Source organism: Paenarthrobacter sp. TYUT067, from assembly GCF_023656375.1.
In the GTDB taxonomy this organism is placed as follows: Bacteria; Actinomycetota; Actinomycetes; order Actinomycetales; family Micrococcaceae; genus Arthrobacter.
This window is the reverse complement of record NZ_JAMOIT010000017.1, coordinates 71,250-93,177: the sequence shown is the minus strand read 5'-3', so window position 1 is coordinate 93,177 and position 21,928 is coordinate 71,250. Positions and strand designations below refer to the sequence as shown.

The window sequence follows — 21,928 nt, the reverse complement described above, 5'->3', positions numbered from 1 at the left end:
CATGATCAGTTCAGAAGCCATCAACGATTACCTCTCCAGGCTTGCCTCACGCCAGCCCACCCCCGGTGGGGGCGCGGCCGCAGCCCTGCATGCCGCCCAAGGTGCCGCTTTGGTAGCCATGGTGGCCAGATACACCACCGGCGCAAAGTATGAGGAACACGCCGCTCTGGTCAACCGGATCACCAGCGCCGCCGACCACCTGATGGTGGAGTCCTTGCGCCTGGCGGACGCCGATGAGCACGCTTTCCAGTCCGTCATCGACTCCTACAAGCTCGCGTCAGACAGCGATGAACTTAAGGCAATAAAGTCTGCTGCCATCCAGGAAGCGCTGGTCCAGGCGGCCCACACTCCCGCGCAGTTGATCAACGTTGCCGGTGAAGTGGTGGACCTTGCCACCGAACTCTTTGATGTGGCCAACCCCAACGTCATCAGCGACGTCGCGGCTGCCGCGGACGCAGCACGCGCAGCTGCAACCACGGCCAGGGTCAACATCGACATCAACGTCGTGGCCATTAAGCACGGCGATGCCCGCTCCCGCCTGGCAGAACAGACGGACGGGATTGAGGAAAAGGTGGTGCTGGCGGCAGATGCCTTGGTGAAGCGCGTCCGCGAAAGGATCCTCTCATGACCGCAGTGCAGGGGAACACCGAAGTACTTTCCGGCAAGCCGCTCGCTGCCCTCATCCAGCAGCGGGCCCAGCAGGAGTCAACCCTCTTGGACGATGAGGGCCTCCACCCGGTGCTGGCTGTTGTTGTGGCAACGGACGATGAGTCCACACACTGGTACGTTCGGTCCATTGAACGTGCAGCCGGGCGGGCAGGCATCGGCTGCAGGATAGTCGATCTTGGCCACGACGCCACCGAGCAGGTCCTGGCCAACGTCCTTACGGACCTCAGCGCCGAACCCACCGTTCACGGCATCATCCTGCAGACTCCCCTGCCCGCTGCCGTGCGACCTGACCGGCTGGTGGGGCTCATCGCCCCGGATAAAGATATCGACGGCGCCAATCCCCTCAGTCTCGGTCGCTTGGCTGTGGGACAGCCCGCCTTCGCCCCCGCTACCGCCCGGGCAGTGGTGGAACTGCTGGACCACTTCCAGATCCCGGTAGCGGGACGGAACGTGGCCGTCGTCGGGCGTTCCGCCGTGGTGGGCAAGCCGCTGTCTTTGCTGCTCCTCGCGAAAGACGCGACCGTCACCGTCTGCCATTCCAAATCCGGGGCGCTGGAACACTACACCCGGCCCGCCGACGTCGTGGTTGTTGCTGCTGGGCGGACCGGGCTCTTGACCGGGAATCACGTCTCGGAGAAGACTGTGGTGATCGACGTCGGCACGAACGTCCTGGCCGACGGTTCCCTGGTGGGAGACGTTGACGAGGCCAGTGTCACCGGCGTGGCGGCCGGGCTGAGTCCGGTCCCGGGCGGGGTGGGATCAGTGACCACCGCGCTCCTGCTCCTGCACACTGTGGAAGCCGCCCGGCAGCAGTCCCACAGCGGGTTGCTGGCCGCTTCCACTTCCCGGATCTGAAGGGGTTCCCATGCATTCCAAAGCTCCACGCGAGAACATTGACGAGTCAAAGCTGACCGTCACCAAACCCAAGACCAAGGCCGTTGGCATCCCAGCTGTTGCCAACGCCCTGAAAATTTCGCTGGAACAGATGGGACCGCTGCGAAGCGTTCAGACCCTTCTAGCTGTGAATCAGCTGGACGGGTTCGACTGCATGGGATGCGCCTGGCCCGAGCATGAAAAGCGTAATGCGGCAGAGTTCTGCGAGAACGGCGCCAAGGCAGTGGCTGAGGAAGGCACCCGCCGCCGCGTCACGCCGGAGTTCTTTGCCCACCATTCCGTTGCTGAGCTCAAAACCCGCGATGACTTCTGGCTGGGCCAGCAAGGCCGGATCACCCACCCGATGTTCCTCGATGAAGGCGCTACTCACTACAGGACCATTGAGTGGGAAGATGCCTATGACCTCATGGCCGAAGAGTTGCGGGCCATGGAACACCCGGACGAAGCGGTTTTCTACACCTCCGGCCGGACCTCCAATGAAGCCGCGTTCGTGTACCAGCTCTTGGTTCGCGGCCTGGGCACCAACAATCTGCCGGACTGCTCCAACATGTGCCACGAATCCTCCGGCTCCGCACTGGTGGAAACCATTGGCATCGGCAAGGGTTCCGTCAGCCTGACGGACCTGGAGACGGCGTCACTGATCTTCGTCGCTGGACAGAACCCCGGCACCAACCACCCGCGCATGCTCAGCGCCTTGGAAAAAGCGAAGAAGAACGGCGCGATCATCGTGTCCGTCAACCCGCTTCCCGAGGCCGGGCTCCTGCACTTTGAAAACCCCCAGCACCTGGCCGGCATGATTCAAGGGACCCAGCTGACGGACGACTTCCTGCAGATCCGGGCCGGTGGAGACCAAGCCCTGTTCCAAGGACTGGGCAAATACCTTCTGGAGGCCGAAGCTGCGGGACGGAACACTCCGGGCCTGGACACCGTGCTGGATCACCACTTCATCAACAACCACACCGTGGGTCTCGATGACTACCTGCGCTACCTGGAGAAGGTGGAGTGGGATGACATTGTGGAGGCAACCGGCCTGACCCTGGAGCAGATCCATGCGACGGGTGAGCGCTTGCTCGCCTCCAGCGCCACCATCGTGTGCTGGGCCATGGGACTGACCCAGCACAAACATTCCGTCCCCACCCTCCGCGATGTGGTCAACGTTCTCCTGCTCCAAGGCAATATCGGCAAGCCCGGCGCCGGCGTGTGCCCCGTGCGCGGGCACTCGAACGTTCAAGGCGACCGCACCATGGGCATCTTCGAAAAGATGCCTCCGACGTTCCATGACCGGCTGGACCAGGAATTCGGGTTCCGCTCCCCCCGGGAGCATGGCTACGACACCGTGGCAGCCATCCGCGCCATGCGCGACGGGAAAGTCCGTTTCTTCATGGGGATGGGCGGCAACTTCGTGCGGGCCGCCCCCGATTCAGAGGTTACCGAGCAGGCCCTGGCCAACACTGGCCTGAGCGTGCAGATCTCCACCAAGCTGAATCACTCACACCTGTCCACGGGTCGGCGGGCTTTGATCCTGCCCACCCTCGGCCGCACCGAGAAGGACACGCAACGCACGGGCGACCAGCGGGTCACCGTGGAGGACTCCATGAGCGCCGTCCACGCCTCACGGGGACGCCTCAAACCTGCAAGCGACCACCTCCACTCGGAAGTGGCAATCGTCTGCAATCTCGCGGACAGGTTGTTTACGGACGGTCACGGGCGCCTGCCCAACACACCCCAGGCATCCTGGCTGGCCATGCGGGACGACTACACCCTGATCCGGAAGCACATTGAGGCCGTCTTCGATGGTTTTGAGGACTTTGAAGCACGCATCCAGCACCCCGGCGGCTTCGTGCTGCCACACCCACCGCGCGACGCCAGGAAGTTCCACACCGCATCCGGGAAAGCACACTTCACGGGCAACGAGCTGGAGTTCATCAAGATCCCGCCCGGCCGGCTGGTCCTGCAGACCCTGCGCTCACATGACCAGTACAACACCACCATCTACGGCAAGGACGACCGCTACCGCGGAATCCACGGTGGCCGTCGCGTGGTGCTCATCAACGCCGACGACATCACCGAGCTGGGATTCTCCGACGGCGACATGGTCCACCTGATTTCCGAGTTCCAAGGGACGGACCGGCGGGCCGAGAACTTCCGCATCGTGTCCTATTCGACGCCGAAAGGGTGCGCCGCCGCCTACTACCCGGAAACAAATGTCCTGGTGCCCTTGGATTCCGTGGCCGATACCAGTGGAACACCCACCTCGAAGTCGGTGATCATCCGGCTGGAGAAAGCGTAGATCCAGAACGAGATTTTCATCCGTCCAGTTTTTCCACCCGTCCAGTGGGCCGTGAAAGGTGCTTCGGTGCCTGAAACCTGGGGAGGTATTTCCTCATCGAAGCGCCGTTTTCGGTCCATTGGGCAGCAATGTCAGTAACAGCCAAAGAATAGGGAGTGACCATGTCAGGAAACAGAGCAGTCGCCTACAAGGAACCCGGTGTCGTTGAGATCATCGACACTGACTACCCCACGTTTGAGCTCAAAGACGGACCAGGCGTCAACCCTGCCAACGTCGGAAGGAAAGTACCGCACGGCGCGATCCTCCGGACGGTAACCACCAACATCTGCGGTTCGGACCAGCACATGGTCCGCGGCCGCACCACGGCTCCGAAGGACCTGGTCCTCGGCCACGAAATCACCGGCGAAGTGGTGGAGGTGGGACCCGACGTCGAGTTCATCAAGGTAGGCGACATCGTCTCCGTACCGTTCAACATCTCCTGTGGCCGCTGCCGGAACTGCAAGGAACAGAAGACCGGCATTTGCCTCAACGTCAACCCCGACCGTCCTGGCAGCGCCTACGGCTACGTTGACATGGGCGGCTGGGTAGGCGGGCAAGCAGAGTTCGTGCTGGTTCCCTACGCTGACTGGAACCTGCTGCGCTTCCCGGACCGCGATCAGGCCCTGGAAAAGATCATGGACTTGACCATGCTCTCGGACATTTTCCCCACCGGCTTCCACGGCGCGGTTACTGCCGGCGTGGGCGTAGGATCCACGGTTTACATCGCTGGTGCCGGGCCTGTGGGCCTTGCCGCCGCCGTCGGCGCCCAGTTGCTTGGCGCCGCCGTCGTGATTGTGGGCGACATGAACGAGGACCGGCTGGCGCAGGCGCGATCCTTCGGCTGCGAAACCGTCAACGTCTCCAACGGCGATCCCAAGGAGCAGATCGCACAGATCCTTGGAGTTCCGGAAGTGGATTGCGGCGTGGACGCTGTTGGTTTCGAAGCCCGCGGCCACGGCAAGGATGCCTCCCACGAGGCTCCGGCGACCGTGCTGAACTCCCTCATGGACATCACCGCCGCCGGCGGCTCCCTGGGCATCCCGGGCCTCTACGTCACTGGCGATCCGGGTGGAATCGACGAGGCAGCCAAGCACGGCTCCCTCTCACTGTCCCTCGGTACCGGCTGGGCAAAGTCCTTGTCCTTCACCACCGGCCAGTGCCCCGTCATGAAGTACAACCGCCAGCTGATGATGGCCATCCTCCATGACAAGGTCCAGATCGCCAAGGCCGTCAACGCCAAGGCCATCCCGCTCGAGGACGCTCCGCGCGGCTACGCCGAGTTCGACGCCGGATCGGCAACAAAGTTCGTGCTGAACCCCAACGGCTACGTGAAGGGCTAATACAGTACGCATCAACTGATACCGGGGACTGCGCGGCACGCATTACGGGAAGGCCGTGCAGTCCCCGGTATCTGCGTTGGAACAGCAGCACTACCCCAGGAAGCGAAGAACCATGCTCACCCAAGAAAGAGCCGCCCCCGGCACCACCCATGTCCGGCGGCATGCGCCTACCTGGGCCGAAGCGCGGCAGCTGTCCTACACATGCGCCACGCCGCTACCCTCCGTGGCAGTTACCCTCCGCGAAGCAATCGGCGGCACGCTCACCAGCCCCGTCACCGCGCCACGAAATCTCCCGCACTATGCCTCATCTGCCATGGACGGTTGGGCCATTAACGGCGGCGGCCCATGGAAGTTAACCACGCCGGGTGGGCCGCTCGCCGCAGGGCAAGCCAGCGCTATCGCCACCGGAGGGCTCGTCCCCGCAGGTGCCACGTCCATCCTGCGCAAGGAGAGCGGCCGCGTCTCCGACGCCGGGCACCTCACCCTCAGGCCCGATTCAACGCCCGACGAAACACTCCCCGGCCGTCACATTCGTCCGGCCGGAGAAGAAGCCACCACCGGCGACGTCCTCATACACGCCGGCACCCTCCTCAACCCGGCACACATCGCCCTGGCCGCTGTAGCAGGCCACGATCACGTCCGGATACAACGCAAGCCGAGGGTCGCCGTCGTGCTTACCGGCTCCGAAGTAGTCACCTCAGGTGAGCCTGCACCGGGACAGGTCCGCGACGCCTTCGGTCCCCACTTGGATACTGTCATTTCGCAACTGGGCGGGGAGCCTCGCGGACAGCAAAGAATCGGCGACTCGTATGACGAGTGGATGGCGGCACTGAGCGGCGCTCCTGAAGGCTCAGTTCCCGACGCCGAACGGCCGGACGTCACGATTACCACCGGCGGAACAGGGAAATCAGGCACGGACCATTTCCGCGACGCCGTCACGGCGCTGGGCGGCAGGCTCTTACTGGACGGGATAGCCATGCGCCCGGGACATCCGGCAGTGCTGGCGGAACTTCCTGATGGTCGGTTCATCATCGGGCTTCCGGGGAACCCGCTGGCGGCCATGATGGCGCTGATGACCCTTGGCGAACCCCTGCTGGCTGCGCTGGGAAACAGGCCCCTCACTGAAGCCAGCCCCATGACGTCCGGGGCTGACATTGAACCGGACCCACGGCGAACACGGCTAATTCCTTGCACCGTAGTTCATGGCCTGGTGTTCCCGGCCTCCCACACGGGTCCGGGAATGATGCGTGGGCTTGCCTGGGCACATGGATACATGGCAGTGCCTCCTGAAGGCGTGGCAGCCGGAGCGCCCGTGCCGGTGCTGCCGCTGCCCTGGACTTAGCTGGTCGCTGCCCATGGTGTGAGTCGAGGCCCGTGGTGTGAAAGGGTCCGTGGTCCGAGTCGAGGCCCGTGGAAAACTCCGTCTAGGATGAGGAAAGACGAGGGTGCAGGCCGAACATGGCTACCGGCTTACGGCGGCCTGCTTGGACAATGACACGAGGCACCATGGCCGCAAACAACAACCCGGACCCTGACAAGGACGTGGACGCCCCAGGTGGCGGCGTGCAATCGGTGGACCGTGCGCTCCAGATCCTGGAAATCCTGGCCCGCGAAGGCGATGCCGGAGTGAGTGAAATCGCCGAGGAAATGGGCATCCACAAATCCACGGTGTCCCGGTTGGTGGGGTCCTTGGTCAGCCGTGAGATCGTCCGGCAGAACAGTGAACGCGGCAAGTATCAGTTGGGTTTCGGAATCCTCCGCCTCGCATCGTCCATTCCTGGCAGGCTCAGCGTGGTGCACGAGGCACGCCAGGTTTTGGAGTCGCTGGCCGCCGAATACAAGGAGACGGTCAACCTCGCCGTCCTGCGGTCAAACTACGCCGTCAACGTGGATCAGGCCATGGGGCCCTCAACGCTGGCCACGTACGACTGGGTGGGAAGCCTGACGCCGCTGCACGCCACCTCCAGCGGCAAAGTCCTTCTTGCGGCGTTGACCGCCGATGAACGAGCCCAGGTTTTCAAGGCAGTGGGCCTGCCCGCACGGACGCCTCGAACTGTCACGAACCGCGGCGATCTGGAGAAGCAGCTGCTGGACGTGGCCCGGAACGGGTACGCCACAGTCCACGAAGAGTTTGAAATCGGCCTTACTGCCATTGCCGTGCCGATCTTCAACCACGCCGGCAGCGTCATAGCCGCCGTCAGCATTTCCGGGCCGTCGTTCCGCTTTTCTCCGGAGGAACAGCCCGGACTCATTGAGGGCCTTCGGGAGGCCGGCCTGACCATCAGCGCCCGCATGGGCTACAGGCACCGCTAGCCCTTCGGCCATAACCTCACAACCGTCCGGGGTGACTGCTACCGCGGCGCCATTCACGATGCGCAATTCGCAACGGAGCCCATGATACGCAACTCAGCTACTTCCAGCCAATTGATATATCAATCTGCTGTCAAAGAGCCAAAATCCCTTGACTTTGCATGTGACGGAGCGCACTCTGTTGCATAGCGCGGATGTTGTTGATTCCTGCGGAACACTCCGCGAAGCACCCCACCTCCCCACCAATCCATTAACCAAGGCCCGTAAGAAACGCAGCCTCATGACACGCCGAGCAAAGGACCCGCTCATGGCCTTAAACAGTGACACAAAACCGCTGACACCCGAGGAATTACCTATCGACCCCGACACCACCTTGGCCGCGCTCAACGCTGAGGACGGAGGCGCAGAGGCACTTCCTGATTCCGCAGAACACGAACAGATCATGGAAGAGCTGCGCCACGCCAAGACCGAGCAGGCTGTTTCAGCCCGCCGGAACCGCAAACTTACCCTGGACAAAGTCACCTTCGGGATCACGGGCGCCATCGCCGTCGCCTTCGTGATCTGGGGCTTTGTGGGACGCGACAGCCTCTCCGATACCTCCAAAGGTGCCCTGAACTGGGTCATGGAGTACACAGGCTGGCTCTTCATGGTCCTCGCCTCCTTGTTCGTCGTCTTCGTCCTGTGGCTCGCCCTGGGCAAGTTCGGCAACATCCCACTGGGCAAGGATGGTGAGAAGCCCGAGTTCCGAACCGTCTCCTGGGTGGCCATGATGTTCGCCGCCGGCATGGGAATCGGACTCATGTTCTATGGTGTGGCCGAGCCGCTCTACCACTACATTTCGCCACCGCCGGGAACAGTGGACGGCCGCACACCGGCCGCAATCCAGACTGCGATGGCCACATCCATCTTCCACTGGACCCTGCACCCCTGGGCCATGTACGCAGTAGTCGGCATCGCCATGGCTTACGGCACTTACCGGCTGGGACGCAAGCAACTGGTCTCCGCAGCCTTCACCTCACTCTTTGGCATTCGCATGGTGGAGGGCCCGCTGGGCAAGTTCATCAACATTCTGGCCATCTTCGCCACGCTCTTCGGTACCGCCGCCTCACTGGGCCTCGGTGCCCTGCAGATCGGCAGCGGCATGACCTCCAACGGCTGGCTGGGTGAAATCGGCACTCCCGTGCTGGTGGTCATCGTTGCCATCCTGACGTTCTGCTTTGTGGCATCAGCAGTATCCGGCATCAGCCGCGGCATCCAATGGCTGTCCAACATCAACATGGTGCTGGCGGTAGTCCTGGCCCTCATTGTGTTTGTTGCAGGCCCCACCCTGTTTATCCTCAACCTGATTCCCTCGGCCGTTGGTGACTATGCCCGCGATCTGGCTGAAATGTCCTCACGCACCGAAGCCGTGGGAGACGACTCCCTGCGCAGCTGGATGACGAGCTGGACCATCTTCTACTGGGCATGGTGGATCTCCTGGACGCCCTTCGTAGGAATGTTCATCGCCCGCATCAGCCGTGGACGCACCATCCGCCAGTTCGTCACCGGCGTGCTGCTGGTGCCCAGCGTAGTTAGCGTGATCTGGTTCGGTATCTTCGGCGGCGCTGCCTTCCACGTTCAGCAGGAAGCGGACAAGGCCGGCACTCCCGGGCTGGTGACCATGGTGGACGGCGCTCCCTCCATCAACTTCGACGGCGCTCTCTTCGACCTCGTGAAGAACCTGGGGATGCCTGGCTGGCTGACCGCAGCCGTGATCGTCCTGGCCATGGTCCTGGTGGCGATCTTCTTCGTCACCGGCGCAGACGCTGCCTCCATTGTGATGGGATCCCTTAGCTCCAACGGTGCTGAGCACCCGCGGCGCGGAGTGGTGGTCTTCTGGGGAAGCCTCACCGGCGCCGTGGCAGCAGTCATGCTGCTTGCCGGCGGCGACAAACCCTCGGAAGCATTGTCAGGCCTTCAACGAGTGACCATTGTGGCTGCCCTGCCATTCATCATCGTCATGCTGCTGCTCTGTTTCGCGCTGGTCAAGGACCTTCGGCGCGACCCCCTGCAGTTGCACAAGCGCTTGGCCACCTCGGTTGTGGAACGGGCCATCCGGACAGGCGTCGAGCAGCACGGCGGCGTTCAGTTCGACCTCGTCACCAGGCACGAGTGCGCTGAAAAGTGCACTGAGACCGAATGCGTCGGAGGAACAGGCACAGGCACCATCCCCTTGGTTGGCAAACCCGAGCAAGACACCAACAGATAGTCCCCAACACAACAAAGCAGGCGCCGGATTCCGGCGCCTGCTTTGTTGTTGGTATTGCTTTGTTGCTTGTGTTGCTAAGCCCTATGGCTTATTTGGGCATCAGCACCGAGTCGATCAGGTAAACCGTGGCGTTGGCGGTCTTTACGCCACCGCAGATCACGTTGGAAGCTCCGTCAACCGTGAGGGCATCCTTGGTGCCGGCAACCGTCACTTCGCCACCCTGAACAGTCTTGTGGGTGCCGACGATCTGGTCCGGGCTCAGCTGACCGGGGACTACGTGGTAGGTGAGAATCTTGCTCAGCAGGGCATCGTCCGTCTTGAGCGTCTCGATTGTTGCGGGGTCGATCTTCGCGAAAGCATCGTCAACGGGTGCGAAGACCGTGAATTCGCTGCCATTCAGGGTGGAAACAAGATCAACCTTGGGATTGAGCTTGCCGGAAACAGCGGAGGTCAGTGTCTTGAGGAGCGGGTTGTTCGACGCTGCCACGGCTACCGGATCCAAGGCCATGCCGGCTACCGAACCGGCACCGTCCGGAACCTGTGCGGCGTAGCCGGCGCAGCCGGGGCCCACCAGGTTAGCGGCCGGATCCATGGCTGCGCTGCTCATGGGGGAGGAGGACGGCGACGGTGCCGCCATGGAGGTTTCCGGAGCAGCAGAGGAAGCTGCCGGGGTGCTGGTGGTGCTTGAACCACCACAGGCAGTAAGTCCGAGAAGGGCGGCTGCAGTGAGGCCAACGAAGGCGAGGGCGGGGCGCTTTGTGGACAACATGTCATTCTCCTTGTTTTTGGAACCAGGGCGTTGGATCCATTGGTTGGTGGGACGCGGGTTGCAGGTGCTGCTTTTGCTTCACCTGCGGTTTGTGTCTCACCAGCTATTCGGAGGGTGGGACGGGGTGGATGGGTCCGGATTGAAAAAGTTTTGAAATTTGTTGGGATAGGCAGAACGCAGGCCCACCGCGGGTGACAGGATGGTCCGCATGGCTATCGAGGTTCGCCCCGCAACGGTGTTCGATGACGTGAAGACGATGGTGGGGCCCAAGAGCCCCGATTCCAACGTGTGCTGGTGCCTGAGCTACAGGATCCCGTCGAAACTGAACCAGGAGCTCCAGAAACAGGAGCGCGGGAAGTTCGTGAAGAAGCTGGTGGCCGAGGATCCTCCTCCCGGCGTTTTGGCGTACGACGGCGACCAAGTAGTGGGGTGGGCAGCGGTCCACCCTCGCGCGGACACCACTTTCGCGAAGAACCGAAAGATCCCCCACGTGGACGAAACCAACGTGTGGTCGGTCTGGTGCATTCGGGTGCGCCCCGGACATCGAGGCAGAGGGATCTCCCACGAGCTGCTTCGCGGGGCAATCGACTTCGCCAAGAGCCACGGAGCGCCCGCCATTGAGGGTTATCCCGTGGATAACAAGGGCTCCAAAGTGGACCTGACCATGGCCTACGTGGGCACCCGCAGATTATTCGAAAAGGCTGGCTTCAAGAAGGTGACCGAGACGACGTCGGTCCTTAATGGCTTCCCACGAGTCCTGATGCGCCTGGACCTCACCCAACCCACCCCAACAAGGTAGCAGCACAGCGCGTTTTGAGCGCTCAAAACGCGCACAAATGCGACTCAGTTGGATCCGGTGGCCTGCAACCGCGCGCTCATTCGGTGTGCTTCCTCGAGCAGCAGCTTGCCAAGGAAATCCTGGCGGTCCGGGCGGAACCTGGGTTCAATTCCCGTCAAGGACAGAGCCCACGCCGGCCGTCCCTGCTGGTCGAATACGGCAGCACCCATGCCCCAGCTACCTTCAAGGATTAGCCCGGGATTGACGGAGTAACCGGTCAGCCGGGTCCGTTCGAGATTTTCCCGCACTACATCTGCAGGATGTCCCACGGCGAACTCCCCGGCATGCGCTGGCCAGTCCCCCAATAGGAGTTCCTGCTCATCGGGAGGCAGGAAAGCCATGATCGCCGTCCCCGCTGACGCCACTCCCAACGGAAAGCGCACGCCTTCGTGCAGCACGAAGGACCGTACCGGGAAAGAACCTTCCTCGCGCAGCACGCACACTGTTTCGTTTCCACGTCGGATGGAAAAGAAGGCACTCTCCCCTGTCTCGGCAGCCAACCGGCGCAGCGACGGCCGAGCAATGTCCTCCATGGGGAAACGCGCAGCAGCCACCGAACCCAGCAGAAAGATCTCCGGCCCCAGAACCCACTTTCCAGAGCCCGAGTCGTGTTCCAGCAATCCCTCAGCAGCCAGCGACGTCAGCAGCCGGTGCACTGTTGGCCGGGTCAACCCGGACTCGCGTACCAAGCCTGCCAGTGACGTGCCTTCGGGCTTCCGTCCCACCAGCCGCAGCAGCAGGGCTACCCGGCCCACCACCTGCGCTCCCTGAACCACCATGAGACCCCCTCAAAAAGAAATCATCCACAATATGGACAGCTTTCAGTGTACCGTCCACACCCTGAGTCTCCTTCCACAGTGAAGATTGACCGTCCTGCCAAGCAAAACTAGGCTCCTTCTCAAGAGACACCACAGTCCACAAAGTGGATCACCTGAAACGAACTCAAAGAGGAGCCCAGCATGGCCAAGATCCAATCAAGCGCAGCCCAAGCGCTCCACGACCTGATGGCAGACGGCCTGACCATCGCCGTCGGAGGTTTTGGCTTGAGCGGCATCCCCGCCGACCTGATCGACGCCGTCCGCGAGTCGGGCGCCAAGGACCTCACCATCGTCTCGAACAACATGGGTGTGGATGGCAAGGGCCTGGGCGTGCTGATCGAGGCGGGCCAGGTCCGCAAAGTCATTGCTTCCTACGTGGGCGAGAACAAGCTCTTCGCTGAGCAATACCTGGCTGGCCAACTCGAAGTCGAGTTCACCCCGCAGGGCACGCTGGCCGAACGCCTCCGCGCCGGCGGCGCGGGTATCCCGGCCTTCTACACGCGCACCGGCGTGGGCACCTTGGTTGCCGAAGGCAAGCCGCTGGAAGAGTTCGACGGCGTAACTTACGTCCGCGAGCGCGCCATCACCGCCGACGTCGCGCTGGTTCATGCACACACCGCGGACACGGACGGGAACCTGATCTACCGCTACACGGCGCGGAACTTCAACCCGGTGGTGGCCACGGCAGGCACAGTGACCATCGCCGAGGCGGAGGTCATTGTGCAGCCGGGCGAGCTGGACCCCAACCACATCGTCACCCCGGGCGTCTACGTCCAGCGGCTCGTCCAGGCAACCAACCGGGTCAAGGACATCGAACAGCGAACCGTCCGCCAACGCCCGGAAGCACAGCGCGCTGAAGCACTGACGGTCTAAAGCAAAGGAGCACATCACCATGGCATGGACACGTGACCAGATGGCCACCATCGCGGCCGAAGAATTGAACGACGGCGACTACGTCAACCTCGGTATCGGCATCCCCACTCTGGTGGCCAACAACCTGCCCCACGGCGTGCGGGTGGTCCTCCAAAGCGAAAACGGCTTGCTTGGAATGGGCCCCTTCCCCTATGAGGGCGAAGAAGATGCGGACCTCATCAACGCCGGCAAGCAGACCGTCACCATCACCCCCGGCGGCAGCATTTTCGACTCCGCTACCTCGTTCGGCATGATCCGCGGCGGGCACGTGAAGGTGGCCATCCTGGGCGCCATGCAGGTGTCCGGCAGCGGCGACCTTGCCAACTGGACCATCCCCGGCAAGATGGTCAAGGGTATGGGCGGCGCCATGGATTTGGTGGCCGGGACACCGCGGGTGGTGGTCCTCACCGAGCACAATGCCAAGGACGGTTCGGCCAAGATCGTCACCGAATGCACGCTGCCCCTCACGGGACTCAAGTGCGTGGACAGGATCATCACGGACCTGGCCGTTTTCGACATCGTGCCTGACGCTGAAACGCACGACGGCGGCACGAGGCTGCTGCTGACCCGCCTCGCCCCGGGCGTCACGGTGGAGGAGATCCGTAGCAAGACCGAGGCTGAGTTTGCGGTGGCGCTTGCCTCTGAAGAACCCATCTCTGAGGAACACACGCTTGAAGGAGCCAACGCATGAGCCTGAAAGACCAGTTCGGCAAAGACATCCTGCTCACCGGTTGGGGGCACAGCAAGTTCGGGAAACTGAGCGATGAGACATTGGAGTCGCTGATCGTCCAGGTTGCCGGCGAAGCCATCAGCAACTCCGGCCTGGACCCCAAGGACATCGACGAGATCTACCTTGGACAGTTCAACTCGGGCATGCAGCCTCTGGGATTCACGTCGTCGCTGGCACTCCAGTTGTCTGCGGACCTGGCCAACGTCCCCGCAACGCGCACTGAGAATGCTTGCGCCTCCGGATCGGCCGCGTTCCAGCAGGGCGTCAAGGCCGTCCTCGCCGGAACTGCCCGGAACGTCCTGGTGATCGGGGCCGAGAAAATGACCGACGCTGGCGCGGACGTCGTGGGAGCAGCCCTCCTCGGTGCTTCGTACGAGATGGCCGGCAAAGCGTCCTCCACCGGGTTCACGGGCCTGTTCGCGGAGGTGGCCAAGCACTACGGCAAGCGTTACGGCGCTGGAATCAGCGGCCCGGGTTTTGAGAACGGCCTCAGCGATGTCCTTGGCTCCATCGCCGCCAAGAACCACCACAACGGCATGGACAACCCGTACGCCCAGATGCACCGGGACTTCGGCGTGGAGTTCTGCCGAACTATCTCCGAGAAGAACCCCATGGTGGCCGAGCCCCTGCGCCGCACTGACTGTTCGCCGGTCTCGGACGGTGCTGCCGCCGTCGTGCTTTCAACGTCGGCTACCGGCGGCGCAACTGCACCTGTGCGTCTTGCTGGTTTCGGTCATGCCAACGACTTTTTCCCGGCGGAGAAGCGCGACCCTACCGAGTTCGCCGCCACCCGCGCCTCGTGGGAGCGCGCCTTCACCATGGCGGGCGTGGGCATTGAGGATCTGGACTTCGCCGAGGTGCACGACTGCTTCACCATCGCCGAGCTCATTATGTACGAGGCCATGGGTCTCACTCCGCGCGGCGAGGGCGCGCGTGCCATCCAGGAAGGCTGGGTTTATAAGGACGGCAAGCTGCCCGTCAACGTCTCCGGCGGACTCAAGGCGAAGGGCCACCCGGTGGGTGCCACTGGCGTGTCGCAGCACGTTATTGCCGCGATGCAGCTCAGCGGGACCGCGGGCGACATGCAACTAGCGAACGCCCGCCGCGGAGCTGTGCAGAACATGGGCGGCGTGGGCATCGCCAACTACGTGAGCGTGCTGGAAGCGCTGTAGCTAGCGCGCCCGGATCAGCGCCGCGATCTCCGTGAACCCGAGCCGCTCTGCGTTCTGCAGGGCGGTTCGGCCTTGGGGGTCACGGATGTCCGGGTTGGCTCCGGCCGCGAGCAGTTGCCGGACCACGTCCTGCTGCTTGGGGCCGCCGTTATTGAGCAGGATGGCTTCCTGCAGGGCGGTCCAGCCCAGGTTATTGACGTGGTCCACGGGCACACCCGCCGCGATCAGGATCCGCACGGTGTCCGTGTGCCCATGCTCGCTCGCCGGGATCAGGGCCGTGCCGCCGTACCTGTTGATGCTGCGAACGTCCGCTCCCGCAGCCAGCGTCAGTTGCAGGACCTCGTTGAAGCCCTCAGCACCGGCATAAAGGAACGCGGAGTCCTGGATGTCGTCCTTGGCGTTGACGTTGCCGCCGGCCGCGATCAGTTCGCGCACCCTCGCAGCGTCGTTGGCTTTCGCGGCAAGGATCAGGAGTCGGTCAATTTCCAGTTGGGCCTCCGGTGACAGTTCCGTTGATTGTTGAGCCGGTACAGCAGCCGACGACGACGGGACGGGACTTACGCTCGACGGCGCGGCTTGGGTGGGGACTGATTGAGTCGGCACCGGGCTGGAAGGCGCGGCCGGGCTGGAAGGCGGGGACGCCGCCGTCGTACATCCGGACAGCAGCCCGAGCACCAGCACGCCCGCCCCCACCACCCGCGTTTTTGTACAGATAACGCCCCTAAAACGCTCCCATAAGGGCATCATCTGTACAAAAACTCCAAGAGGGTTCATGGCTACTTCGCTGCCACGGCCAAGGCATCAGCGCCAGCGGTTGCACAGGCTTCGTCGAGGGCGCCGTCGGGAGCACCGCCCACACCGATCCCTGCAACGGAAACGCCGTTGACCTTCAGCGGAACGCCGCCGGACAGGAACAAGGTGCCCGGGAGGTCGGCGATGGAGGGGCCGTTGCCGTTGATGCGCTTGGCGAGCTCGCTGGTGGGGGCACCGAAAGCTGCGGCCGTGTAGGCCTTCTGCTTGGCGGCTTCGATGGTGTGCTCGGCGGCGTTGTCACCGCGGAGCAGGGCCTGAACGGTGCCGAAACGGTCAACCAGGGCAACAGTCACGAACGGCAGCTTGTCCGCCTGGCACTTGGCAAGCGCAGCGTTGACGGCGGCGCTTGAGGCGCCCACGGAAATGCGGTTCTGGGCTACAACGTTCTCCGGTGCCGGCTGAACTTCTGCGGCAACTTTCACGGGCGCGGCGGGTGCGGCGGCTGGTGACACGGCGTTGGCCACAGCAGTGACACCGCCGGTGAGCAGCAATGCTCCGGCAGCGGCGGCGGCGATCATCTTGTTGGACTTCTTCACAGGGTTCTCCTCGTAGTAAGCATCGGGTACGTCTCCATGCTTTCGCGAACCGTCCGACGCCACATCGGCCGGGCGCCGTTCCCGGGCTCAGCCTTTCCGCCACCTGTATCAGCCAAAAGGTGGAGAGACCAATGACTGCGTGGGATCTAGCATGGAAAGAACGCCTTCCACCGAAACCCGGAACGGGAACCACCCATGCCAACTGCTCATCCTAGGCTCGAACCTGGCAACCAGCACAGCAGCCGGATTGATGGCCGCATTGATGCTGTGGTGCACTTGGGCTTCGCCGTCCTGATGGTGGCCTCCGCGGTCCGGTACGTTATGCGACACTCCCCCGCGGACAACCTGTGGACCGTTGCTTTGGCCGTGGCCGTGTGCGCGCTGTATGCGGTGACCGCGGTGCTGGCTCACCGCCAACCACTGGCTCACCGGCAGCCGCCGGGTCAACGCACTCACCGGTTGTGGATCCCGTGGATGGTGGCGTTAGTGACAGCGTGGGCCGCGTTGGTGGTGGTCGCTCCGAGCTTCGCATGGTGTTCCTTCGCCATTTTCTTCCTCACGCGCACGGCCTTCCGCGGTTGGGCCGGCTACGTGGCGGGAGGCGCGACGGCGGCCGCTACCGCCGTCGGGCTCTTCCGCATGAGCGGCTGGACGGACATCGCCATGCTGCTGGGGCCTCTCGCGGCGGGCGCCCTGCTCACGCTGATCTACGACAAGATTGAGCGCGATGCGGCACTGCAACGCAGGCTCTTCAACGACGTCACCCGAGCCCAGGAGCAACTCGCCGCCAAGCAACGCGAAGCCGGAATCGCCACCGAGCGCGAGCGGGTTTCCCGTGAAATCCACGACACCGTCACCCAAGGCCTGGCCAGCAGCCTGCTCCTCCTCGAGGCCGCCCAACGCTCCTGGCCAGCCGAATCCGCCCACCATGACGTCCGCAAAGCAACAGATTTGCTCAGGCGCAACCTCGCAGACACCCGCAGCCTGGTGCACGAGCTCTCCGCTCCCGGCCTTGAGACCGGGCCGCTCCCGGAAGCCCTGGAACATGCGGCACGGCAATACTTTGAGACCGTCAGCATCCACGTCACCGGTGAGCCGCGGCCCCTTCCATCCGAGGTGCGTCATGCCCTGCTCCGCGTCACCCAAAGCGCCGTGGCCAACATCAAACTCCATGCCCGCGCGGACCATGCCAGCGTGACGCTCGGTTACCTTCCGGATGCGGTCACCTTGGACGTGTTCGACGACGGTCGCGGTTTTGATCCCGCAGCGGTACCTCCGGCGTCGGCCAACGGAGGGTACGGCCTCCGTGCCATGCGGCAGCGTGTTGAGCAGTTGGGCGGAGAATTGTCCGTGGAAAGCTCGCCCGGCGAAGGCACCATCATCGCGGCGCAGTTCCCACTGACCCAGCCAGCTGATCCGGCCCATGCTTTGAAGGAGGCCCTGTGAACACTATCTCGGTGCTCCTCGTGGACGACCATACGGTAGTTCGGAGCGGACTCAAGGCGCTGCTGGGCACCCAAGGTGACATCGCCGTCGTCGCGGAGGCGTCCTCCGGCGAGGAAGCCCTGAAAGCCACCCAAGAGCATTCACCCGCAGTAATCCTCATGGACCTGGCAATGGGCGCTGGAATGGATGGCATTGAAGCCACCAAACAGCTGCGACAGCGGAACCCGAAGCAAGCCATCATCGTGTTCACCACCTACGATTCGGACGCTGACATTGTGCGGGCCGTGGACGCCGGTGCCATGGGCTATTTACTCAAGGATGCTGCGCCGGAAGAAATTTTCGCAGCCGTTCGTGGCGCGGTGCAGGGGAAAAGCGTGATGAGTGCGCCGGTAGCTTCCCGCCTGTTCCAACAATTACGGAATCCGGACGAAATTCTCACGCCCCGCGAAGCCGAACTGCTCAGCCTCCTAACCCAGGGCCTCAGCAACCGTGATCTAGGGAAAAGACTGTTCATTTCCGAAGCGACAGTCAAAACCCACCTCGCTCATATCTACGCCAAACTCGGCGTCGAAACCCGTGCCGCAGCAATTGCCACAGCTATCCGGCGTGAGGGGATGCGGTAAAGGCACGCGGTTGGTTACGCTGAGCCCTATGGACGATGCAGCGGATCGCAAAATGTTCAAAAACCCGGGAACTGCTTTGCTGGTCCGGGGAGCCCTTTCCATAGTTTTTGGCCTCTTGATCTTTGTTGTGCCCAGTGCCACCGCTTTGGTGGTGGTTGTCATGTTCGGTGTTTTTGCGATTATTGACGGCATTACCAGCGTGGCCCACTATTTCTACGACCCCGCCGGCCGATCCCGCTGGACCATAGTGGGTGGGCTCATCTCCATCGCAGCCGGCATTGTTGCAATTGCCTTGCCGGGAATTACGGCGGCTGCAATCGGTGTGCTGATCGGATTGTGGGCCCTGGTCCTGGGTCTTTCCCAAATTATTCTTTCGCTGGCCGCGAGGACCTTCATCCGAAGCTGGGGTGTTTGGTTCCTGACCGGCCTGATCACCACGGTGTTCGGGATTGTGGTGCTGGTGAATCCGGGTCTGGGCCTCTTGGGCCTGGTGTGGATGTTGGCCGGATTCGCGATCGTTACCGGGTTGCTCCTGATCGCATCGGGCATCGGGCTCCGCAAACTCACATCCTCCTCCGCACTATACGTCCGCTAGTTCGTCAAGGTAAAAACCCGTCAGGGGATGCGCTCAGCCCCAAGTTCGGTAAGTTAGTGGCTGTGAAGATAGCTACCTGGAATGTGAACTCCCTCCGCGCCCGTGCCGACCGCGTTGAGGCCTGGCTTGAGCGCAGCGACTGCGATGTCCTGGCCATCCAGGAGACCAAGTGCAAGGACGAGAACTTCCCGTGGGAGCTCTTTGAGCGCATGGGTTACGAGGTTGCGCACTTCGGCGTGAACCAGTGGAACGGTGTAGCCATCGCTTCGCGCGTGGGCTTGGAAGATGTGCAGCGCACCTTCCTGGACCAGCCCGCGTTCGGTAAGGCAGGCAAGGATCCTGCCCAGGAAGCCCGGGCCATCGCTGCCACCTGTGGCGGCGTCCGCATCTGGAGCCTGTACGTTCCCAACGGCCGCTCGCTGGACGACGAACACATGCCGTACAAGATCAAGTGGCTGGACGTCCTGCAGGGCCACGCGGCTGAATGGGTCAAAGCCGAGCCCACCGCCCAGATCGCCCTCATGGGTGACTGGAACATCGCACCGTTCGATGAGGACGTTTGGGATATCGAGCTGTTCCGCAACAACAACTACACCCACGTCAGCGAACCCGAGCGCGCCGCCTTCCACGCCTTCGAAACCGCCGGGTTCACCGACGTCGTCCGTCCCTACACCCCGGGCCCCGGCGTCTACACCTACTGGGACTACACACAACTGCGCTTCCCCAAGAAGGAAGGCATGCGCATCGACTTCTGCCTCGCCTCCCCGGCCCTGGCGTCACGGGTCACAGGCGCCTCCATCGACCGCGAGGAACGCAAGGGCAAAGGCGCTTCGGACCACGCTCCGGTCATTGTGGAGCTGGCGGACTAAGTACAGGCTCACTGACGAAAAGGGGCGGTTGATATGACTGGAAACCTGTATCGGGGCCAGGCGGGTCTGCCGTTCTCTTCGTCACTGCGCATTTACGAGCCCATCGAGGCGTTCCCGCCCGAACAGCAGCGACAGCTCGTGGCGGAAGGCACCAAGAACGGTTCCCGGGCCGCCGTCGAAAATGCGGAGCTCCAAGCCTCCCTGGGACGCATCACGCGTTCCGGCGGCGACCCTTTCCCCACCGGCCGCACGGACTTGGTACGCATGACGCGCGTGCCCACAGGACGGCACGCTGCGGCCCAGGATACGGAAGATCACGACGCCGGGCGGCTGCTTTTCTGCCCCAGCCAACTGGTGATTCGGGCTGGCTTGGCGGCCAACGCGCTCATGGATGGCGTGCACAGTCCGCTGGCCGATCTCCTTATCCCGGTCTCGCAGCGTGACAAGCACCAAGCCAGGATCGATCGCATCAACGCCGGGGAGGCCGCAAAACGGGTGCACACCCGGGCTTCAACGTGGGGCATTCCGTTTAGCTGGTTCTCGCTTTTCAGTGAGTCGGACCGCAAGGACGTGGTGGAGTCCGAGGGGCGCATCCTCACCGTCCGGGTATGGACACCCATTACTGAAGCCTTGGATAGGGCCCGCTTCGCCGTGGCCCATTTGGCCTTGGCCGCACCTGATTTGGACATGCTGGATGACCTGACACAGCTCACGGAGTGGCTGGAACTATTCCACGTCCAGTCCATGGTGGAGCTGGATTATGGTGCCGTGGCTGACAAGGTGTATCCGGACGAGTCCCCCATGGATGTCCGGCTCGGCATCGAGTGCCTGGCTGAAGGGGACATGACCGGAGCGGCCGCCGCCTACCGCAGGCTCGCCTCGCGGTGGATTCCCATCCGGCAACTGGCGCGGGCCTCCTAGCTGGGCTCGTGCTTTTTAGCTGGGCTCGTGCCTTTAGCTGGGCGGGGCCGTTGTCTCGCGGACAATCAGCTTGTGGGGGGCCACCTCTGAATGAACCGCTCCCGGGTTGCCGTCCAATTCGTCCAGCAGCATCTTGGTAGCCAGCTCTGCCTGGTTGTCGGGCCGCTGGCCCACGGTGGTCAGGCCAATGGATGACGAGAAGTCGTGGTCGTCAATCCCGATGACGGAAAGGTCTTCCGGCACCCTGACGCCATGACGGCCCGCCTCAAAAATGACGCCCATAGCCATCTCGTCCGAGGAGCAGAAGATGGCTGTTGGTTTGCGGCCGGGTTGGCTCCAGAGCCGGTTAAACGCCTGCTGTCCGCTGGCGACAGTGAAGTCACCCCACTGGTCCCACTCGGGGCGGACTTCCAGGCCGGCGTCGGTCATGACTTCCTGGAAGGCGCGGATACGCACGCGGGGAACGTCGAAGTTCAGGTCCGTTTCGTCGTCGCCATGGAGCAATGCGATGTCCTTGTGGCCCAGGTCCAGCAGATGCCGCACGGCGGTGGACGCGGCGTCGTAATCGTTGATGCCGATGTACGCGCAGTCCTCAACGTGGCCACCCACCACAACCAGCGGGATGTCGATTTTGTGGAGGTGTTCCAGCTCTTCCTCTGTCAGGGACATACAGAGCACCAACAGTGCGTCGATTTGTTTGTAGACCATGGTGGAGCTGAAGAGCCGCTCACGGTTGCTGCCGTGGCCGCCCAAGTTGAAGAGGGAGAGGTTGTACTTTCGTGAATGGAGTTCCCGGTCCGCGCCCTCTATGGCTTTGGAGAAGAACCACCGGCTCACAAAAGGTGCCAGGACTCCGATGGTGCGGGTGCGGCCCGTCGCCAAGCCTGATGCCGATGACGACGCAACATATCCCAGTGAACTGGCAACTTCGAGGATTTTCTCGCGGGTGGCGGGAGACACCCGCGGTAGTCCCCGCACGGCGCGTGAAACGGTGGCCGTGGAAACTCCAGCGGCTGCAGCTACGTCCTCAATACTGACGCCGGTATGGCCGCCGCGTTGGGATCTACCCGTTGTTTTTGACACAGGCTCCCCTCTC

21 protein-coding genes are annotated in these 21,928 nt (G+C 62.9%); 16 read left to right on the top strand and 5 right to left on the bottom strand.

Features of this window, described 5'->3' with window-relative positions:
• Nucleotide 1: 1 nt before the first annotated feature.
• The 7 genes from MOD31_RS15930 (at nt 2) to MOD31_RS15900 (ending at nt 9,790) form a co-directional block, all read left to right on the top strand.
• Complete coding sequence (locus MOD31_RS15930; RefSeq protein WP_250821099.1) at nt 2-628, top strand: cyclodeaminase/cyclohydrolase family protein; 627 nt, start codon at nt 2-4, stop codon at nt 626-628.
• Entirely contained in the window at nt 625-1,524 is a 900-nt protein-coding gene (locus MOD31_RS15925; protein ID WP_223941606.1) for a bifunctional 5,10-methylenetetrahydrofolate dehydrogenase/5,10-methenyltetrahydrofolate cyclohydrolase, read from the top strand. The genes MOD31_RS15930 and MOD31_RS15925 overlap by 4 nt, the downstream gene beginning before the upstream one ends.
• Nucleotides 1,525-1,534: 10 nt before the next feature.
• Nucleotides 1,535-3,853 (top strand): FdhF/YdeP family oxidoreductase, encoded by a 2,319-nt coding sequence (locus tag MOD31_RS15920; protein ID WP_250821098.1) that lies wholly within the window; start codon nt 1,535-1,537, stop codon nt 3,851-3,853.
• 161 nt (nt 3,854-4,014) lie between these two features.
• Complete coding sequence (gene fdhA / locus MOD31_RS15915; protein WP_166841187.1) at nt 4,015-5,232, top strand: formaldehyde dehydrogenase, glutathione-independent; 1,218 nt, start codon at nt 4,015-4,017, stop codon at nt 5,230-5,232.
• A gap of 112 nt (nt 5,233-5,344) precedes the next feature.
• Nucleotides 5,345-6,574: a molybdopterin molybdotransferase MoeA gene (locus MOD31_RS15910; protein ID WP_250821097.1), complete on the top strand. Its 1,230-nt coding sequence runs from the start codon at nt 5,345-5,347 to the stop codon at nt 6,572-6,574.
• A gap of 164 nt (nt 6,575-6,738) precedes the next feature.
• On the top strand, nt 6,739-7,545 hold the full coding sequence (locus tag MOD31_RS15905; protein ID WP_250821096.1) for an IclR family transcriptional regulator: 807 nt from the start codon (nt 6,739-6,741) through the stop codon (nt 7,543-7,545).
• Nucleotides 7,546-7,849: 304 nt separating this feature from the next.
• Nucleotides 7,850-9,790 (top strand): BCCT family transporter, encoded by a 1,941-nt coding sequence (locus MOD31_RS15900; protein ID WP_250821095.1) that lies wholly within the window; start codon nt 7,850-7,852, stop codon nt 9,788-9,790.
• 88 nt (nt 9,791-9,878) lie between these two features.
• On the opposite strand, the gene MOD31_RS15895 is transcribed toward MOD31_RS15900, so the two are convergent.
• Complete coding sequence (locus MOD31_RS15895; protein ID WP_142936905.1) at nt 9,879-10,559, bottom strand: fasciclin domain-containing protein; 681 nt, start codon at nt 10,557-10,559, stop codon at nt 9,879-9,881.
• 208 nt (nt 10,560-10,767) lie between these two features.
• Between MOD31_RS15895 and MOD31_RS15890 the strand changes: the two genes are divergently transcribed.
• Nucleotides 10,768-11,358 carry a GNAT family N-acetyltransferase gene (locus MOD31_RS15890; RefSeq protein WP_142936906.1) on the top strand — a complete coding sequence of 197 codons (591 nt, stop codon included), beginning with the start codon at nt 10,768-10,770 and terminating at the stop codon, nt 11,356-11,358.
• 44 nt (nt 11,359-11,402) lie between these two features.
• Here MOD31_RS15890 and MOD31_RS15885 read toward each other — a convergent pair whose 3' ends face one another.
• Nucleotides 11,403-12,176, bottom strand: a complete 774-nt coding sequence (locus MOD31_RS15885) for an IclR family transcriptional regulator (protein WP_250821094.1) — start codon at nt 12,174-12,176, stop codon at nt 11,403-11,405.
• Nucleotides 12,177-12,356: 180 nt separating this feature from the next.
• Between MOD31_RS15885 and MOD31_RS15880 the strand changes: the two genes are divergently transcribed.
• Genes MOD31_RS15880 through MOD31_RS15870 form a run of 3 tightly spaced genes read left to right on the top strand, consistent with a single transcriptional unit; the run spans nt 12,357 to nt 15,029 of the window.
• The gene (locus tag MOD31_RS15880; RefSeq protein ID WP_250821093.1) at nt 12,357-13,088 is read left to right on the top strand and encodes a CoA transferase subunit A; all 732 of its coding nucleotides are present in this window, start codon (nt 12,357-12,359) and stop codon (nt 13,086-13,088) included.
• Between the two features lie 19 nt (nt 13,089-13,107).
• Nucleotides 13,108-13,818, top strand: coding sequence for a CoA transferase subunit B (locus MOD31_RS15875; RefSeq protein ID WP_250821092.1), 711 nt, complete (start codon nt 13,108-13,110; stop codon nt 13,816-13,818).
• Nucleotides 13,815-15,029, top strand: coding sequence for an acetyl-CoA acetyltransferase (locus tag MOD31_RS15870; protein ID WP_250821091.1), 1,215 nt, complete (start codon nt 13,815-13,817; stop codon nt 15,027-15,029). Before MOD31_RS15875 ends, MOD31_RS15870 begins: the two co-directional genes overlap by 4 nt.
• Here the strand turns inward: MOD31_RS15870 and MOD31_RS15865 are convergent, their stop codons facing one another.
• Together MOD31_RS15865 and MOD31_RS15860 are read right to left on the bottom strand one after the other, a co-directional pair.
• Nucleotides 15,030-15,773 carry an ankyrin repeat domain-containing protein gene (locus tag MOD31_RS15865; protein WP_250821116.1) on the bottom strand — a complete coding sequence of 248 codons (744 nt, stop codon included), beginning with the start codon at nt 15,771-15,773 and terminating at the stop codon, nt 15,030-15,032. It abuts the gene before it with no gap.
• Nucleotides 15,774-15,805: 32 nt separating this feature from the next.
• On the bottom strand, nt 15,806-16,378 hold the full coding sequence (locus tag MOD31_RS15860; protein WP_223941598.1) for a heme-binding protein: 573 nt from the start codon (nt 16,376-16,378) through the stop codon (nt 15,806-15,808).
• A 195-nt stretch (nt 16,379-16,573) separates the two neighbouring features.
• Here MOD31_RS15860 and MOD31_RS15855 point away from each other — a divergent pair, with 195 nt between their 5' ends.
• The 5 genes from MOD31_RS15855 (at nt 16,574) to MOD31_RS15835 (ending at nt 20,832) form a co-directional block, all read left to right on the top strand.
• Complete coding sequence (locus tag MOD31_RS15855; protein WP_250821090.1) at nt 16,574-17,824, top strand: sensor histidine kinase; 1,251 nt, start codon at nt 16,574-16,576, stop codon at nt 17,822-17,824.
• Nucleotides 17,821-18,447, top strand: a complete 627-nt coding sequence (locus MOD31_RS15850; protein WP_142936911.1) for a response regulator transcription factor — start codon at nt 17,821-17,823, stop codon at nt 18,445-18,447. Before MOD31_RS15855 ends, MOD31_RS15850 begins: the two co-directional genes overlap by 4 nt.
• A gap of 28 nt (nt 18,448-18,475) precedes the next feature.
• Nucleotides 18,476-19,042: an HdeD family acid-resistance protein gene (locus MOD31_RS15845; RefSeq protein WP_250821089.1), complete on the top strand. Its 567-nt coding sequence runs from the start codon at nt 18,476-18,478 to the stop codon at nt 19,040-19,042.
• 62 nt (nt 19,043-19,104) lie between these two features.
• Nucleotides 19,105-19,911 carry an exodeoxyribonuclease III gene (locus tag MOD31_RS15840; protein ID WP_250821088.1) on the top strand — a complete coding sequence of 269 codons (807 nt, stop codon included), beginning with the start codon at nt 19,105-19,107 and terminating at the stop codon, nt 19,909-19,911.
• Between the two features lie 33 nt (nt 19,912-19,944).
• A complete protein-coding gene (locus MOD31_RS15835; RefSeq protein WP_142936914.1) occupies nt 19,945-20,832 on the top strand; it encodes a hypothetical protein in 888 nt (295 codons plus the stop codon).
• A 33-nt stretch (nt 20,833-20,865) separates the two neighbouring features.
• Here MOD31_RS15835 and MOD31_RS15830 read toward each other — a convergent pair whose 3' ends face one another.
• The gene (locus tag MOD31_RS15830) at nt 20,866-21,915 is read right to left on the bottom strand and encodes a LacI family DNA-binding transcriptional regulator (RefSeq protein ID WP_142936915.1); all 1,050 of its coding nucleotides are present in this window, start codon (nt 21,913-21,915) and stop codon (nt 20,866-20,868) included.
• Nucleotides 21,916-21,928 lie beyond the last annotated feature (13 nt).